Source organism: Flavobacterium sp. PLA-DH12, assembly GCF_059511845.1.
In genome coordinates this window covers 250,901-269,007 of record NZ_JCAMPD010000004.1, presented here as the reverse complement: position 1 = coordinate 269,007, position 18,107 = coordinate 250,901, and the positions used below count along the sequence as shown (strand labels likewise).

General features: G+C 39.2%; 13 protein-coding genes. 8 read left to right on the top strand and 5 right to left on the bottom strand.

Annotated elements, in window-relative coordinates; translation table 11 throughout:
- Nucleotides 1–265 precede the first annotated feature (265 nt).
- Together AC5ZCW_RS09810 and AC5ZCW_RS09805 are read left to right on the top strand one after the other, a co-directional pair.
- A complete protein-coding gene (locus AC5ZCW_RS09810) occupies nucleotides 266–1,939 on the top strand; it encodes a helix-turn-helix domain-containing protein (protein WP_496119440.1) in 1,674 nt (557 codons plus the stop codon).
- A gap of 78 nt (nucleotides 1,940–2,017) precedes the next feature.
- Nucleotides 2,018–2,194: a BF3379 family histone-like protein gene (locus AC5ZCW_RS09805; RefSeq protein ID WP_042565375.1), complete on the top strand. Its 177-nt coding sequence runs from the start codon at nucleotides 2,018–2,020 to the stop codon at nucleotides 2,192–2,194.
- A gap of 259 nt (nucleotides 2,195–2,453) precedes the next feature.
- Here AC5ZCW_RS09805 and AC5ZCW_RS09800 read toward each other — a convergent pair whose 3' ends face one another.
- Nucleotides 2,454–3,002 (bottom strand): hypothetical protein, encoded by a 549-nt coding sequence (locus tag AC5ZCW_RS09800; protein WP_496119438.1) that lies wholly within the window; start codon nucleotides 3,000–3,002, stop codon nucleotides 2,454–2,456.
- A gap of 309 nt (nucleotides 3,003–3,311) precedes the next feature.
- The gene (locus AC5ZCW_RS09795; protein WP_496119436.1) at nucleotides 3,312–3,563 is read right to left on the bottom strand and encodes a helix-turn-helix domain-containing protein; all 252 of its coding nucleotides are present in this window, start codon (nucleotides 3,561–3,563) and stop codon (nucleotides 3,312–3,314) included.
- A 525-nt stretch (nucleotides 3,564–4,088) separates the two neighbouring features.
- On the opposite strand from AC5ZCW_RS09795, the gene AC5ZCW_RS09790 reads away from it, so the two are divergent.
- The 3 genes from AC5ZCW_RS09790 to AC5ZCW_RS09780 are packed head-to-tail and all read left to right on the top strand — an operon-like array spanning nucleotide 4,089 to nucleotide 11,155.
- Nucleotides 4,089–7,109 carry a SusC/RagA family TonB-linked outer membrane protein gene (locus AC5ZCW_RS09790; protein WP_496119434.1) on the top strand — a complete coding sequence of 1,007 codons (3,021 nt, stop codon included), beginning with the start codon at nucleotides 4,089–4,091 and terminating at the stop codon, nucleotides 7,107–7,109.
- Between the two features lie 10 nt (nucleotides 7,110–7,119).
- A complete protein-coding gene (locus AC5ZCW_RS09785) occupies nucleotides 7,120–8,499 on the top strand; it encodes a RagB/SusD family nutrient uptake outer membrane protein (protein WP_496119432.1) in 1,380 nt (459 codons plus the stop codon).
- A gap of 10 nt (nucleotides 8,500–8,509) precedes the next feature.
- Entirely contained in the window at nucleotides 8,510–11,155 is a 2,646-nt protein-coding gene (locus tag AC5ZCW_RS09780) for an alpha/beta hydrolase family protein (protein WP_496119430.1), read from the top strand.
- Nucleotides 11,156–11,223: 68 nt separating this feature from the next.
- Here AC5ZCW_RS09780 and AC5ZCW_RS09775 read toward each other — a convergent pair whose 3' ends face one another.
- From AC5ZCW_RS09775 to AC5ZCW_RS09765, 3 genes are all read right to left on the bottom strand, one after another.
- On the bottom strand, nucleotides 11,224–11,499 hold the full coding sequence (locus AC5ZCW_RS09775; RefSeq protein WP_496119428.1) for a hypothetical protein: 276 nt from the start codon (nucleotides 11,497–11,499) through the stop codon (nucleotides 11,224–11,226).
- Nucleotides 11,500–11,596: 97 nt separating this feature from the next.
- Nucleotides 11,597–13,111: a MauE/DoxX family redox-associated membrane protein gene (locus AC5ZCW_RS09770; RefSeq protein ID WP_496119426.1), complete on the bottom strand. Its 1,515-nt coding sequence runs from the start codon at nucleotides 13,109–13,111 to the stop codon at nucleotides 11,597–11,599.
- 219 nt (nucleotides 13,112–13,330) lie between these two features.
- Nucleotides 13,331–13,621: a hypothetical protein gene (locus AC5ZCW_RS09765; RefSeq protein WP_496119424.1), complete on the bottom strand. Its 291-nt coding sequence runs from the start codon at nucleotides 13,619–13,621 to the stop codon at nucleotides 13,331–13,333.
- A 399-nt stretch (nucleotides 13,622–14,020) separates the two neighbouring features.
- Here AC5ZCW_RS09765 and AC5ZCW_RS09760 point away from each other — a divergent pair, with 399 nt between their 5' ends.
- The 3 genes from AC5ZCW_RS09760 to mobC are packed head-to-tail and all read left to right on the top strand — an operon-like array spanning nucleotide 14,021 to nucleotide 17,655.
- Nucleotides 14,021–14,413, top strand: a complete 393-nt coding sequence (locus AC5ZCW_RS09760) for a plasmid mobilization protein (protein WP_496119422.1) — start codon at nucleotides 14,021–14,023, stop codon at nucleotides 14,411–14,413.
- On the top strand, nucleotides 14,398–15,648 hold the full coding sequence (locus AC5ZCW_RS09755) for a relaxase/mobilization nuclease domain-containing protein (protein WP_496119420.1): 1,251 nt from the start codon (nucleotides 14,398–14,400) through the stop codon (nucleotides 15,646–15,648). Before AC5ZCW_RS09760 ends, AC5ZCW_RS09755 begins: the two co-directional genes overlap by 16 nt.
- An 18-nt stretch (nucleotides 15,649–15,666) precedes the next feature.
- Nucleotides 15,667–17,655: a conjugal transfer protein MobC gene (gene mobC, locus AC5ZCW_RS09750; RefSeq protein WP_496119418.1), complete on the top strand. Its 1,989-nt coding sequence runs from the start codon at nucleotides 15,667–15,669 to the stop codon at nucleotides 17,653–17,655.
- The last annotated feature ends 452 nt before the right edge of the window (nucleotides 17,656–18,107 follow it).

Sequence of the window (18,107 nt, the reverse complement as noted above, 5' to 3'; positions counted from 1 at the left end):
GCTCAGTGCTTTACTGAATCTTTGCTGTTGAATTCAGAGCAAATCTAGAGCGCAAAAAACCATTAATCAAGAACATATGTGTGGGTTTTCGGAAAATCCACTACTGATTTCCATGAAATCGATAAAGTGTTTTTCTTACATTATTACGCTGTTTTCCAAATATTTACAGTATTTTTGAATGCTTCTCACAGATCGTTTCCGCATTTTTAAATATTAATCTGTTTATGCTTTTTTCCAAGGCGTAAGCTTAAAGTTTCCATGTATTATGAAATGTACATTACCTGTATTGCTGGTTTTATTTTTATCCCATTCATTAAGTGCGCAGAAGATTTCAAAATCACTTCCCGATTCTCTTCTTTTTAAAACATATGCCTATTTGGATGATAGGATTTATGAATACAAAAATGACAGCCTGAAAGCAGCTCCTTATTTATTTGCCTATTTAAAGAAAGCCAGACAGGAGAAGAATTATGAAGAGACGGTTAACGCATACCAAAACATACTGCATCAGTCTCCAATGAATCTGCGTTTGAAATATGCTGACAGCATGGTGATCGCAGCTGAAAAATCAAAAAGCGATGAACTGATCGGCTCGGCTAATCTATCGAAAGGGATCGTCTATTACAGCCAAAAAAATTATGTGAAAGCATATGACTATTACATTAAGGCAAACGAAAGCATTTCCAAAACTGAAAATGATTACCTGATCTACAAAACCAAATATCATATTGCGCAGATTAAATATTATCTCGGCTTTTATGACGAGGCCATTTCACTCTTTAATGAATGCCTGGCATATTTTAAAAAAAATCAGGCTCGCCCTTATTTGAATTCACTGCATTCATTAAGTGTCTGCTATAATAAGGTTGGCGATTACAGCAGATGTTCCCAGACTAATGTGCTGGGGCTTGCTGAATGTGAACGGCTGAAAATTCCTGAAATGGAATTGTTTTTTAAACATTCGGAAGGAATCAACCAGTTCTTCCTAAATAACTATCATACTTCCATCCAAATGCTTCAGGAGGTCATACCTCAGCTGAACAGCATGACAGAATTTGCCAACGTATCAATCGCAAATTTTTATATAGGAAAAAACTATTGGAAACTTCAGCTTCCCGCAAAAGCAGTGCCCTACTTTAAAAAAGTGGAAAAAGCATTTATTGAGAAAGGCTACATCCGTCCGGATTTAAGGGAAGTCTTTGAATTAATGATCAAATATTACAAGAAGGAAAATAATCTGAAATCCCAGCTTTATTACATGGACCAGCTTTTAAAAGCGGACTCTGTATTAACAGATGCAAATACGTATCTGATGGGAAAAATCCATAAGCAGTATGACACGAAGGAAATTCTGCTGGAAAAAGAAAAAATACAGCAGCAGCTTGTAAAGGAGAAATATTACGACGTTATTTTGATCAGCGTGGTGGTTGTTCTTTTCTCCGCTGTCATTTACGGCACCTATAACCACTTTGAAACCAAAAAGCGCAATAAGATCAGATTTGATCTCCTTCTGGAAAAAAATGAAAAAAGAAGCATCGAGAAACAGTCACCCGATAAATTCGAGATAACCGACATTTCGCAGGAAACTGTACAGCAGATAATAAGGCACCTTGAAAAATTTGAAAGGGATAAAAAATTCCTGCACAAAGAGGCAACACTAGCCACCTTGACTGTACGGTTTAATACAAACAGCAAATACCTTTCAAAAGTGATCTACCATCGAAGCGGCAAGCGTTTTGCCGATTATATCAATGACCTAAAAATTGATTATCTAGTGGAGCTGCTGCAAAACACGAGCTTGCATAGAAATTACTCCATTGGCTCCCTGGCTGAGGAAGCCGGTTTTACTTCCACTCCCCGATTCACCAATGCATTCCACTCCAGAACAGGAATTTCGGTCAGTTATTTCCTTAAAGAGCTGAGGAAAGAGAATTCATGAAAATATTTTTTCAGCGATACCGTTTTCATTTAAGGCAAAACTTTACATTTGCCCTCTAAATTAAAAAAAATTGTAATAATGAAAGACCTAGTTGCAAAAATCAACGCTGAAATTGAAACGTTTAAAACAGAATCTGAAGCTGTAGCTGAAAAAGGAGTTAAAGCTGCAGGGGCTAGAGCTAGAAAATCATCTTTGGAAATTGAAAAACTTTTAAAAGAGTTTAGAAAAGTTTCTATTGAAGAATCTAAGAAATAATTTTTATTATTCTTACTTAAATAAAAGGAGAAAATGGGGTTTCACGCCCCATTTTTTTATTTTGCCGTGAGCAGATTTTTTTTTTTTTGAAAATGTGCTTAAATATTGGAGACGCAATGTACTGTTTTAATTATTTGGCAGCTTAATCCCGCTTTCGCTGCACACGAGCGATAGCGAACTGACGAAGTAATCTTTTTGGCATAGCCCTTGCCAAAAAGGATTTCTGCTTCAATCGGGACTGGAAAGAAACTTGTATCTTTTACTTTTTAGATTTTGCTGTCTGAACTTTTGCGTGTCTTATAAGTATTTCATTTTCACTCAGGCTTGTCTTGTATCTTATTTCGTCTTCAAATTCAATCTTTTCTCCTGTATATTCATCAAAATCTTCAATTTTAATTATATATTTTTCGATTACAAATGTTTTATAGCTTTTGAATTCATTCTCTGATTTATATTCGATATCTATTTTTATTCGGCTTAATAAATTCTCAGGCAAAAAATCTATAGTGTCAACTTCGTTTTGAATTTCAGTCAGATGCTGCACATTATTAATTAGAGAAATTAAAGCATTATCAATTCTGTAGCTATACGGCCTTTGCCAAAAGTCTTTTTTATCAAATTCCCAATCTTCACTTTCAATCCACTCATTCAGTAGTTCTCTTGGAATTTTATACTTATTACATATTATTCCGCGATTTTTCGCTTCATAAACATAATCAGAATGGCAAAGTTGCTTTAAACCTTGCAAGTCCCTTTCTCGATTATTTATAATAATAGTACCAAAGTCACTGTATTCAATTTTAGCCATTGTTATTATTTTAATTTTTCTCTAGATGTTTCAATACCATTTTGGAAGTATTTTATTTCGAAATTTCCTACTTAATGTTTCGTTCCAAATATCAAGGCTATTCCTAATTTGTAATTGTAATGATTTCCCATATATATTCATAAATTTTAATTTTCTCTTTAATTTATAAGGAGAGGCCATTTAATAAATGGAAAAGTAGTTTTTTATTTCTGTGAAGTGTAGCCTAAAATTACCTGTTTTAGAATTACATTAATGACAAAAAAGATGCTAAGCGGCATCTTTTATTAAATCTTATTTGAAATGATAACATTAGTAATCTAGAAGTTCTTTTAATGAAACATTTAATATCTGCGCTAAAGCTACTAAAGTTTCAAATTGAAAATTTACCTCACCTCTCTCAATTTGGCCTAGAGTCTTTTTCGTTATGTAATCACTTCGATCCGCAAGCTCTTGTTGAGAAATTGACCGGTTTTGGTATTCGACGCTTTTAATTTTTCGTCTTAATTTCAAAACATGTTTCCCAAATTTTATTCTTTGCTCGTTAAAGTCAATTTCGTTCATTTGTTAAAATTCATAGGAAAAAACAAAACTATTGGTACCTCATAAGGTACCGTAATACTTTTTTTATTATATTTGTTTTAATTCTTCTAAATAGAAGTGTAATTTTGCGATTCTTCATATAAAATATTTGAAGCATTTCGCTTTGAATCCTGTTTCAAAAAACTTGGCAGTTTAAACCCACAGGATGATAAGTAAATTGCTCACGCTTACGGGCGTGGGCTCACTTATCTGTGGGTGGGTATGCCAAGTACCTTTGAAACAATAAGCTGAGTTCCATGCCCTTTTTTATGTCATAAACTTTTGTTGAATTCATAGTGTTTTTAATTCTTCTTTTTTTATTTAAAGTTTCGTTTTAAATCAAACGTAGAACTGTTAAATCCTTCTTGCCTGTGTCCTAAAAAACTTTATTTATTTCATTAAGCCGTTTACTTAATGCATAAAAAATGGCCCTCAGCTGCAGCGACCAAACTAGAGCAGAGGACCTTAGCTAATCAAATATCCATTTAACTAACCAATCCCAATATTATGAATTATTTTTCATTATTTAAGGATGGAAGAGTTCTTTATTGCCTATTTTTTGCTGGCATACTGTTATCTTTTTCATCGTCGTACGCCACAATTTCAAAACGGCATTTCAAAACCATTTTACAGCATCAGGTACAGGGAACAGTCACCGACGGCATAACTCCCCTTCCCGGAGTAACTATTGCTGTAAAAAGCAGATCAAATAATAGTACCATTACAGATTATAATGGACAGTTCTCAATCAATGTGTCGCCGAGCGACACGCTTATTATTTCATTTCTGGGATTTAAAACTCTTAATATGCCAGTCGTGGGGAGAACCAAAATCACCATTGTGATGCAGTTTGATACCACAACCCTGCAGGAAGTGAAGATTAATGCCGGATATTACTCGGTTAAAGAAAGCGAGCGCACCGGCAATATTGCACGAATTACTTCTAAGGACATCGAAACCCAGCCTGTAACCAATATCCTTGCCGCCATGCAGGGCCGAATGGCAGGAGTAAATATAATCCAGACCACAGGTGTGCCAGGAGGCGGATTTGATATCAAAATCAGAGGACAGAATAGTCTTAGAGCTACGGCAAATAACCCGCTTTATATCATAGACGGAGTTCCCTATGCTTCTGACCCTATCGGATATTCGCAGACTTCCACTATATATCCGAGCAGTACAAGCCCTTTAAACAGCATCAATCCCGAAACAATAGAAAGCATTGAAGTGCTTAAAGATGCCGATGCCACTTCCATTTATGGATCAAGGGGTGCAAATGGCGTTGTGCTTATAACTACCAAAAAAGGAAAATCAGGCCATACAAAGTTCACTCTCTCAAGCTCTAGCGGAGCAGGAAAAGCAACAAAATTCATGAAACTGATGGATACGCAGCAATATCTTGCTATGAGAAAACAGGCGTTTATAAATGATGGTATTGCAACTTACGGCGCTTCGGATTATGATATAAACGGAACCTGGAACCAGAATCGATATACCGACTGGCAGAAAGAACTTATGGGAGGTACTTCCCAGCGAAATGATCTGCTGGGCACTATATCGGGAGGATCTGATAAAACACAATTCCTAATCGGCGGAAACTATCATCAGGAAACCACTGTCTACACAGGCGATTTCAAATATAAAAAAGGAGGAGTACAGTTAAGCCTCAACCACGTTTCAAAAGATGATAGATTTCAGATTAATTTCTCGGGAGTATATAATATACAGAATAGCAACCTTCCTGCAAATGAACTGACTTATACCGCACAGACGCTTGCGCCAAATGCCCCTTCACTTTACAATTCAGATGGAAGTTTAAACTGGGAGAATCAAACCTGGCAGAATCCTCTTGCAATGCTGAATTCTAAATTTAAGGCCAAGACAAAAGATCTTGTTGCAAACGCACTACTGTCATATAAAATTACGCCGGAGATAACCGCTAAAAGCAGCTTTGGATACACAGACCTGAAAACTAATGAAAGCCGAACCACACCCTCCACAATCTATAATCCCATCTATAATATAAGCAGTGCGCGTTCTTCGATGTTTAGCAATATTACCGGCAGGTCATCCTGGATTGTTGAACCGCAGCTTAATTGGGAGAAAGATGGTGATTTCGGAAAAGCAGGATTGCTGATTGGAGCCACATTCCAAAACCAGAACAACAGCGCCTTATACCAGTCCGGTACAGGTTTTAGTTCAAACAGTTTGATTTACAATCTTGCGGCGGCTAAAACTGTATCCATTCTTGCAGATGATGAGACGCAATACCGATATCAGGCCTTTTTTGCCCGTTTGTTTTACAGCTATCAGCAACGCTACATCATAAATCTGACCGCCAGACGCGACGGATCGAGCCGATTTGGGCCCGGCCGGCAGTTCGCCACATTCGGAGCGGCAGGATTTGCGTGGCTTTTCAGCAATGAAAAATTCTTAAAGAACAGTTCATGGATGAGCTTTGGAAAAATCAGAGGCAGTTACGGCACGACCGGAAACGACCAGATTGGAGATTACCAATATCTGGATACCTATACAATTACAGGAATCAGCTACAATGGAACCATAGGAATGCAGCCTTCAAGACTGTTCAATCCCGATTTTGGATGGGAAATAAATAAAAAATTGGAATTGGCTCTGGAAACTGGTTTTCTTAATGACAGAATCTTTGCAACCTTTTCATGGTATTCCAACCGTTCTTCAAATCAGCTGGTCGGCATACCTCTTAGCGGCGTTACCGGTTTTGCTTCCATTCAGGCAAACCTGAATGCGGAAGTCGCAAACTCGGGTCTGGAATTGACTTTGCGTACAGTAAATATTAAAAGGGGAAACTTCCAGTGGCAGACTAATTTCAATCTTACTTTCCCAAAAAACGAACTGGTTTCGTTTCCAGGGCTTGAAAGTTCAACCTACAGCCAAAGATACAGGATCGGACAGCCGCTAAATATTGCCCTAGTTTATCAGCTCAAAGGAGTAAATGTGCAGACAGGAATATATGAATTTGAGGATATAAATGGGGATGGCAAAATTTCTTATCCTCTAGACAGGCAGAAAGCGGTAAACCTAAATCCAAAATATTATGGCGGCCTTCAAAACCAGCTGGCTTATAAAAATTGGAATCTAGATTTTCTATTTCAATTTACAAAACAACAGAACCGTTTGATTCCTATGGGAGCTGCAGGGTCAATGTCCAATCAGCCAGCGAGGATCGCTGACGCATGGCTCCAGTCAGGCGACAGCAGACCATATCAGATATATACTACCGGTGTCAACAGTGCAGCAGTAAATGCCGACTCTTATTTTTCTGAAAGCGACGCCTTGATTTCCGACTCTTCCTTTATAAGGCTCAAAAATATCGCACTCACCTATCAGCTGCCTCTTAATCTGACAGAGACTAGCTGCAAGGTTATTTTACAGGGGCAAAACCTTCTGACTTTCACAAAATACAAAGACGGCGACCCGGAATTTACCGGTTACGGGTTTCTCCCTCCACTTAAAACAGTTACAGCAGGGATCCAGCTAACCTTTTAAACTTATAATCATGAAAACATTCTATAAACAACTTCCAATACTGATTGTCCTTCTGACATTCTCCTCATGCGATTCATTTGTCGAAACAGATCTGCCAAAATCACAGCTTGCTAGCAGTTCCGTTTTTGAAAACAATGAGACGGCAAATGCAGCGCTGATGAACGTTTATGCTAAACTTCGTGATGCTGGACTGCTTACAGGCACCGGTACCGGACTTTCCAATATATTGGGAAATTACACCGACGAGCTGACTGCATACGGAGGTGCAACAAGCACCAATATGGCCTTTTATAATAATGCACTGCTGCCCGGATCGACAGTAATATCAAACTTATGGAACGCATCCTACAATCAGATTTATGCTGCTAACGCAGTAATTGAAGGTCTTGATAACAGCAGCGGGATTACAACGAAAAATAAGAAACAGCTTTTAGGGGAAGCGCTTTTTCTTAGGGCGGTGGTGCATTTTTATCTGACTAATCTTTTTGGTGATGTGCCTTATGTTACTACAACAGACTATCAGAAGAACAACACGGCTGGCAAAGTCGGAAGCGCGGAAATATACAAAAGCATAATTTCCGACCTTCAGACCGCATCGGCACTATTGCCTGAAACCTATAGTAGTGCTTCGAGAGGCAGAGCCAATAAATTTGTATGCCGTGCATTGCTGGCCAGAGTTTACCTCTATAACAAGTCATATCCTGAAGCGGCAAATGAAGCATCTGCGCTCATAAACAGTACTGCCTTGTATGCTCTCGAATCAGATCTCAACAATGTCTTTTTAATCAACTCAAAAGAAACGATCTGGCAGTTTGAATCAGCCTCCGCAGGACAAAATACGAAAGAGGGGCCTATCTTCATATTTACAGCCGGCCCTCCCGCATCTGTTGCGGCAAGCACGATACTCACCAGTTCATTTGCTGCGCTTGACCAGAGAAAATCAAAATGGTTAAAAGCCGTATCAAAAGCAGGTGAAATCTGGTATCATCCGTATAAATATAAAGAACAGACCAATACTTCAGTCTCAAAAGAATACTCGGTAGTGCTGAGGATGGCAGAACAATACCTTATAAGATCTGAAGCCAGAGCAATGCAGGGCGATCTAATAGGTGCAAAAGAAGACCTAAATAAAATTAGGCTGCGTTCTGGTCTGCCAGGAACACAAGCCCTCTCCAAAGAAGATTTGCTTAGCGCTGTACTGGAGGAAAGAAGATGGGAACTTTTTACGGAATACGGACATCGCTTTTTTGACCTTAAAAGGCTGGACATGCTTGATGCTAAATTACAGCCTGTCAAAGCAGGATGGAATACTGAAGACCGCCTTTTCCCAATTCCGCAGACCGAACTGGGAAACAATCCAAAACTTCTTCCGCAAAATCCAGGATATTAAAAAAATAATCATGATTCACACTGGTATTAAAAATATTGCAATAACCCTTTTTAGAGCTTTGGCTCATGTTTTTTTTATTTTGCCATTAGTAACCTGTCCCGTTTCGGGACAGGCGGTGCAAAAGAGAAAACTCACTTTTAATGACTATAAGCTTTGGGGACAGCTTAGACTGGAAAAATCTTCACCCGATTCACATTGGATCAGCTATGCTGTCCAGTATGAAAACGGTGCAGATACACTTTTTGTCGCCAGTACCGCCGGCAATGAAAAATACGCGCTGCCTTCAGGCTCAAAATCACTTTTTACAGAGGAAAACATCTTCATTTTTATGAAAAAAAATGAGCTGCATGTACTGGATCCTGCGACGGGCAGGAACGAAAGTTTTGAAAGTGTTAGCCGATATGAATACTCTTTGGCATTAAATAAGCTTATCATCCTATGTAAGGAAAAAGACAACACAGAAAAACTGATTACTAAGAGTCCTTTGGCAGACAGCAAAAATGAGATTACCGGTGTGTCGGATTTCTCCTTGAGTCCAAACGGAGAATTGCTTGCTTATTCCTTTTACAGTGATGGGAAAAATTCCGCATTGCTATTTGACCTTCGCAAAAACCAGATGCTAAAAAGCATGGCTCAAGACAGTAAGATTGGATATAAATTTTCAGCCTGGAGCAGAAACAGCAGGTCCTTGGTTTTCAATGGGCAGTCAGGTAAAAAATCTTCCAGCCACTTATACTATTATGTCGTTACACAAAGCAGGCTTTATGTTCTTGATGCCGGCAGCCATAAAGGCCTTAAGCCGGAAAGCAGAATCATTAACTCGGCGCTGAATCCAATATTGATTTCAGATGATCTGGAAAAGGTTCTGTTCTCTGTAGGAACAGACAAAAAAAAAGACAGCATTGAAAAATCTAGTGTTGAAATATGGAACGGGAATGATAAATGGGTTTATGGACAGAACCAACGCTATGGCAGATTTGACTTGAGTCCTAAATTAATGCTCTGGAAACCTAAGAAGGAATCCCTGCTTCCGATTACTTCTGAGGCTTTTCCATCGGTTATGCTGAGTCGGGATTTGAGCTATGCGGTACTTTCAAATCCCAAACAATACGAGCCTCAATTTGAACATCGCGGCCCAAGGGATTACTACATATTAGATCTGGATAATTTCCAAAAAGATACCCTCCTTTTAAAACAATCTGCAGCACAAGAATACATGTATGGTTCGACTAACGGAAAATACATTTCCTATTTTAAAGACAATGACTGGTGGGCTTACAATGTCAAAAGGAAAACACATGTCAATTTAAGCGGAAAACTCAAATATCCCTTTTACGGAAAGGTAAATCTGCTGGCATCGGACGATCCGTATGGAAATCCCGGCTGGAGCCGCAGCAACGATGAAATCCTGCTTTATGATGAATTTGATATTTGGGCGCTGAAACCTGACGGCAGTTCGGCCAGAAGACTCACCCGCGGAAGGGAGAAAAAAATCAGATTCCGTCTTCATGTCGATAAGCAGAACTTTAGAAAATCATTATATGATGCACCGCTTAATGAAACTTTCAATCTCAATGATGAACTGTATCTCAGTGCTGCAGGCGATGACGGAAAGACTGGCTATTGGAGTTGGAGCCGTCATAAAGGAGAAAAGGAAATTTTGTTTACAGATTCCTATGTTGATAGATTCATCTTCAATGTGAAAACCAAAACTGCTGTAATGGTTGAGCAGAAATTTAATATCCCTCCTAGAATCATTTCTAAAAAAGGGGAACGTGAAACTCGCGTCATAGTGCAGAGCAATCCGCAACAGGTAAATTATTTCTGGGGGAAAACTGAACTGGTCACCTTTCAGAATTCAAAAAAACAAAATCTAAAAGGTGTTCTATATTATCCTGCAGATTATAAGCCATCTAGAGATTATCCGATGATAGTGGGAATATATGAAAAGCAGTCGCATCTCCTGCACCAATACATCAATCCGACACTGCTTAACGAACCAGGCTACAACTCCACTGTTTTCACAGCAGAAGGCTATTTTGTATTCAGACCGGATATAATTCATGAAAATGAAAACGTCGGCTTGTCAACACTTGACTGCGTTGAATCAGGCACCAGAAAAATAATTGAAATGGGGCTTGTAAATCCAAAAAGGATAGCTTTGATGGGACATTCATTCGGAGGCTATGAGACTGCTTTTGTTATCAATCATTCAGATCTGTTTGTTACCGCAGTTGCCAGCGGAGGAATTTTTGATCTTACCCGCAGATTTTTGACTTTTGGAGCCAATATGGCTATGCCTGAAATGTGGCGTTTTTCCAGTGGCGGATGGCGTCTGGGGGAAAAAACGCCGTTCAGCGACCGCTTGGATTTTGATCGAAATTCTCCTTTGGAATCTGTCACAAATTTAAATATCCCTCTGCTGATGTGGTGCGGGAAAGAAGATACGCAAGTAGACCCTTTTCAAAGTATGGAATACTATCTGGCGCTCCGCAGGCTAGGCAAGAAATGCATCTTTCTTCAATACCCTAAAGAAGACCATACGCTGATGGATCCAATGAATCAGGAAGATTTATCGCGTCGCATCCTGCAATGGTTTGATTACTATCTGAAAGATCAAAATAAAGCCGAGTGGATTACAGCTGGGACACTATGATTCTATGGAAATTTAAAATGCCGTTCCATTGGAACGGCATCATTATATGGGTTAATAATTCAATTTGTTTACTCGGGGCGATACAGTTTTACCACACAGTCGCCATTACTGTCTTTCCCCCAAGCCTGCGCTCCTGTAGTGCCATTGATACGGCAGACAAAATCATTTTCCTGAGTGTCGCAGTCTGCTTCAATATTGGTACAATTACCCAAAGCATCCAATTGATATCCAGGCTCTGGAGCTGCTGCAGAAGCTTTCTGCATTGAAGTAGTAACAAAGGCTCCTGAAAGTCCAAGTGCCAGTACTGCAAATGGAACAGCATTTTTTAAAAATTGCGTTTTCATAATAATAAATATTAAATTAAAACTCTGATCTACTTTTTTCTACAGGTGTTCGATCTTTATTTCCTGATACTGGCCGGTATATTATAATTGCTGCATTTTATTCAGCACTTTTCATTTCTTTTTTTAGAATTGCCTTGAAATCATAAACTACTAATGAATTTCCGATGATGGCATATAAATGGTCTCTCGTTGCCATGATGTTTTTTAGCTTTTCATCTTTGATTTTATAAATTGGAAAACTCATTATATAAGCCTGTCTGCTTATATCGTAAACATCAATTATGAAAGCCTGCTTCCAGGTTGTCTCATCCTGAAATTTCCCTCTCACTTTCGAATGGATAAAAAGAAGATTTCCACAGACGGCAGCACCCGCATTCACAATATAGGGAGGAGCAGACATTTTCCTTTCCGTACTGTTTTTCACATAAGAGACTTTTAACCTGGCATGGCTTGTGGTATCGATTGTTCGGCTTCTCGAAATTAATTCAGCATCTTTTCCTGCAGCGATAAACTGATTGCGATAAAAATACACATACACTATTTTTTGGGCAGTTTCGTCGTATAAAAGTCTTCCATCCGTATCAAAAACGCCGTCTAGCTGTTTTTGAAGCAGCCGTTCATTGTAGTTTAACCGCCCACTATCATTATCAAATACACCTAGAATATTGGCAAGATCATTTCCCTTATTGGATCGAAGCACTATTCTGCTGCTGTCCATAGGCAGCGCCTGATCAAAATAAGGCAGTCCATTGAATTTTTTGTTTAGGGTCCAGTCTTTTGAGCTTCCTCTGAAAACAACTGGGACCGTTCCGTCAGTTAAATAGAAATAATGATTCTGAACTTTTACAGTTGGTCTGTGGAATAATATTTTCCCACCATTGAAAATAATTCTGTCAACCTTCTGGTTTCCTAAATTTTTATCTACGGAAAAAAGCTGAAGAGGTGCCGTAGAATTGCCCAGATAAATTCGGCCGCTGGAAGTGCCTGCAAAATAATAAGAATTATATTTTAAGTCCAGCTCATTGCGAAACATTGCTGCATGGCGGGGATATCTCCTAATAAAAGGATTTTCATAATGCATTATCCGTTCCGAACAGATAAATAAAAAGATAACCGCAGCAGTACCGCTGAAAGCAATACCGAAAATCCAAATCAAGCTTTTCCTGTAACTTGTGCTGATATTTTGCCTATCAAAATTTGCACTAAGTAGTATAGCAGTTATCGCCAAGAAAATAAAAACAACATTAAAAGCAAGATGGGCATTCCAGCTCATTTTTTCCAAAACACCTCCGCAGGAACAAGGTACGAAAGAGGTGTAGTGCAGGATTATAAAAATATAGGCCGTAAACATAACCATTAGCCCGTACGCTGCAAAAAGTCCCACAAGCTTAAATCTGGGGATTAAAAGAAGCACACAGATAATAATTTCCAATACCGGCACAAATAGGGAAAACTGATCGGCAAATGCACTCAGAAGCGGTGACTGTCCAAGCTCTATTTTAAAATGCTGGAAATCCATTAATTTGCTTGCCGAAGCGTAAATGAACAGCAGGACAAAGAGCAGACATATAGTGTCTCTGATAAAATATTTGGTGCGGATGCTTATCATCATGATCTAATATTTTTAAAGTGTATTATAAATTTCATTCATACTTAAACTGTAAGTTGTTGTCAATACAAATTTAAATGGGATAATTCTTATACATACTTTAAAAATCAAGCTAAAAACTTTGAAAATCAGGCTGTTTTATATTTTTACTGTCATCAAAAAAAATGCCCGCACTTTGTAAGAATAGTGCAGGCATTAAATCATAGTGGGTCATTTTTGGAATCAGCCTTTTATGGAGGCGCTGATTTCTGCAAGTTTTTCATGCAGTTCTATAAGCCCTGCCTTCTGAAGGCACTCTTGGGAGAGGCTCTCCAATTCTGTTTTTCCCTGCTCGCTTACGCTCTCCAGAAGAACCGAAGATCCTTCCCTTACCTTTAGCCCGTCCTGTATCAGATGGCTTAAAAGCAGCACATTTTTTCGTGAAATTTTCAGATCCATTTTCACCGTATCATTCATGCCAGGGATACTTAGCACCGTATCAAAAACCTTGGCTGCATCATTTGCTGTAATCATACTTTATCATTTAAAAATTAATACTTCACTCAGTGTAAAATTAAAAAGGATCATGCCTTTTTACCCTACTCAAAATTTGGGGAGGATTGCAGGGCTTGCAGGCCTTTTCTAATTTAGTTGCAAGTAAATCCCTAATACCACACCAATTGGTGCATTTAAATTTTTAAAATAGATTCTGGAATCAGTTTTCTTTAAATTTTAATAGGGATGACAGCTTCTACTTGGCTGATTGCTATAGCTGAAAAAAGCATTTTAGAAGCTTACGGACTGCGGTTTTTAGCAGTCAGCAAGATGTCTGGTTGTATCACAACCAAAAATCTTGCTGCCCCTCTGCTCGGAACTCGCTGGCAGTGAAACTTTTAGATTTAATGAAATGTATATAATGAAAAAGAAAAGATTATGGAAGAGCAAAACAGCGGCAGAAACAGATGGCTCCACATCCGGCTGAACACGGAAGAATTGGATTTAATTGATAAAAATTTCAAGGCATCAGTCTGCCGCAAGCGCAGCGATTTTGTACGTAGAAATCTATTGCGCAAACCCATTGTAATGAAGTACAGAAATGAGTCGCTGGATAAACTTTTGCAGGAGCTGATACAGCTGCGGATCCAGCTGAATTTCATGGGTAATAATTTCAATCAGAGCGTTAAAAAACTTCATACCCTTTTTGAAATTTCCGATTTCAGAATATGGATACTGTCTTTTGAATCAGACAGAAACAGATATTTTTCCCTCATTGAAGAAATAAAAAAAAGCATTGAAAATCTCGCCCAAAAATGGTTGCAGTCATAAATACAGGTCACTCTATAAGAGGCATTTTCACCTATAATGAGAACAAAGTTTCGCAAGGCTGTGCCTTGTGCATCGGCGAGGGAAATTATCCGATGGATCTTGAAAAAATGTCAGAAAATTTTAAGCTCGGCGTATTTTTAAAACAGCTCCAGCTCAATGAAAATGTAAAGCGCTCCGCAGTGCATATCTCACTGAATTTTGACCGCTCCGACACGGATTTATCAAAAGAAAAACTCATGCAGATTGCTGCTTCCTATATGGACAAAATAGGATTCGGCTCGCAGCCTTATCTGGTCTATCAGCATCACGATGCAGGGCATCCGCATATTCATATTGCTTCGATAAATGTTAGAGCAGACGGATCAAGGATCAACATGCACAACATTGGAAGAAACCAGTCCGAAACAGCGCGCAGGGAATTGGAAATCTCTTTTAATCTGATTCGGGCAGATTCAAGAAAAAAACAAAGTCCTGCACTTATTAATGCGATTGATGCAGAAAAAATAAAATACGGGGCAGTGGATTCCAAAAGAGCCATCAGCTCCGTATTAAATGCAGTCATTCCGCACTACAAATACACCACGCTGGGTGAGCTGAACGCAGTATTGAACCTGTATAACGTCAAGGCGGAAAGGGGAAAGGAAAATTCAAAAATGTTTCAGAACAAAGGGCTGGTCTACCAGATTCTGGACGGGAATAAAAAGACTGTCGGCGTTCCGATAAAAGCCAGCAGTTTTTATTTCAAGCCTACCCTTTCCCAGCTCGAAATTAATTTTACTGCATCCAAAAATTCTCGTGTGGTAAACATGAGAAGAACGCGAAATGCTGTGGACCTGCTGCTTTTGAAATACCCTTCCATTACGCTTTCCCAGCTTGAAACCCGCCTGGCTAATCAGGGCATCACTGCTGTAGCCAGAAAAAATGAGAACGGTTTAATCTACGGCATGACCTACATAGATCATAACACCAGATGCGTATTCAACGGAAGCAGTCTCGGACCAGCTTACGCAGCCAAAGGGCTCCTTGAGCGTATTGGCAGATCTTCTGAATTTGGAAAACAGTCGGCTGTTTTGGAAAAACCGGTTAGCCAAAAGAATTCTTTTATTTCCGCAGCCGAGGTGCAGCGCATAATTGATGATGTGCTGTATGCAGCAGCGCCGTCAGATTACATTCCCAAACAGCTTAAAAACAAACGTAAAAAAAGAAAAAGAAAAGGACCGTCCGATAACAATTAACACGCAGAAATCATGAGCATGCAGACAGGAGAAAATGAACAGGCGCTTAGAAAGATTTTAGACATGACTAGACTGATGGGCATCGCAGTGCTGCTCATCCATTTTTATTTTTACTGCTTCCATTCTTTCTTGCAGTGGAATCTTGCGCCGCATTTTGCCCGCAGGATACTGGAGAATATCCATCGAACCGGTCTTCTGGACAGCTTCCATAGATCAAAGCTTTTTGCCCTTGGACTGCTGGTTATTTCCCTTATGGGCGCCAGAGGAAGAAAAGATGAAAAACTGCATTTTAAAACCGCGTTTTATTATATCGGCCTTGGATTGATTTTTTACTTTGGATCTTATTTAGGTCTTGTAATCCTTTTGGATAGTGAGCTGTGTACCGTGCTATATATGTCCCTGTGTTCTTTGGGTTATCTGCTGACGCTTTCCGGCGGCACCCTCCTCTCTCGCATTATCCGCAGAAAGCTCTCCTCTGGAGATATTTTCAATAAGGAAAATGAAACTTTTCCGCAAGAGGAAAGGCTTATTGAAAATGAGTATTCCGTCAACCTTCCTGCCCGCTATCATCTCAAAGACAAAGTGCGTGACAGCTGGATTAACATCATAAATCCTTTCCGCGGCATTCTGGTTCCCGGAACTCCGGGATCTGGAAAATCATACTTCGTAATCCGCCATGTAATCACCCAGCACATACGCAAAGGATTTGCCATGTTCATCTACGACTTTAAGTTCGACGACCTAACCATTATTGCCTATAATTCCTGGCTGGAATTCCGCCATCTTTATGCCTTGGAGCCAAAATTTTACATCATAAATTTTGATGACCTCTCCCGTACGCACAGATGCAATCCCCTTGATCCTGCAGCAATGTCAGACATTACCGATGCAGCTGAATCCGCACGCACAATTCTTATGGGGCTGAACAGGGAATGGATCAAAAAACAAGGGGATTTCTTTGTGGAATCGCCCATAAATTTCCTGACCGCCGTAATCTGGTATCTCAGAAAATACAGCGACGGCGAATACTGCACCCTGCCACATGTCATTGAAATGATACAGACAGATTACGAGAGCCTTTTCACTATTCTGAGAACCGAAAAAGAAATCGAAGTCCTCATCAATCCCTTTGTCAGCGCGTTCCTGAACGAGGCAGTCGACCAGCTGGAGGGCCAGATCGCTTCAGCTAAAATCTCGCTGGCGAAGCTCTCCTCTCCGCAGCTTTATTATGTGCTCTCGGGTAGTGATTTTAAGCTTGACATCAATAATCCTTCCGATCCGAAAATCGTTTCAATGGGAAATAATCCGCAGAAAATACAGACTTACGGAGCGGTACTTTCCCTTTTTGTCAGCCGCCTTATCAAACAGGTAAACCAGAAGGGAAAACTTAAAAGCAGCCTTGTTTTTGACGAGTTCCCAACTATCTATCTCAACAATATTGACAGTCTCATTGCAACGGCAAGAAGCAACAGAGTGAGCACCTGTCTTGGAATTCAGGACTTCAGCCAGCTCCGTAAGGACTACGGCCGTGAGCAGGCTGATGTGATTGTCAACATCGTTGGAAATATTGTCTGCGGACAAGTCAACGGGGATACCGCCAAACAGCTCTCCGAACGTTTCGGAAAAATAATGCAGGACCGCGAAAGCCTTTCCATCAACAGCAGCGATACCTCGATCAGTCGTTCAAGACAGCTCGAATCAGCAGTGCCGCCCTCGAAGATTTCTACGCTGAGTTCGGGTGAATTTGTCGGCATGACAGCCGATAACCCAGACTGCCGCATTGAGCTTAAAACCTTTCACTGCGAGATTATAAACGACCATGAAAAAATAAAAAAAGAAACAGCTGCTTACAAGGAAATCCCTATCATTCGAGCCATTGATAATGTCATCGTCCAGAAAAATTATCTACAGATTAAAATTGATATTCAGGAAATAATCCACAGCGAAATGGAAAGGATAATTAAAAATCCAGGGCTTTCCGTGCTGGTTCTTAAAAAAGAAAAGTGACCTTAAGATTCCTGATAAAGCAAGAAATCAAACTCTTAAGACAGAATGACGTCAATACAATTATAATTACTTAAAAACTAGCAATAAGAGCTTTTTTTAAGGAAGTTTCAAAAACATGAATTACAAGAAAAATATCAATTTTAAATTTCCAAATTTCAGTAAATTAAAAGTTAATATTTGTTTTATAAGTCGTACTAAACCTATCTTTATACAAAGCAATTCGTTAAAATTTCGAGATGTACTTTTTTCTCTGCATGCTCTTAAATAATGTATAAACCCTCGTATTTATAGGATCTTAATAAATCTTCCAGAAACGTTTTAATAATTGTTAATCTTTGTCTCGTGCTTTCTTTAAACCAGCATCATAACGATTAGATGACAACCTCTATTTAATAACTAAAACAAAAAGTTAATTAGTATTCCATAAAAAATAGACTACGTATAATTACCTG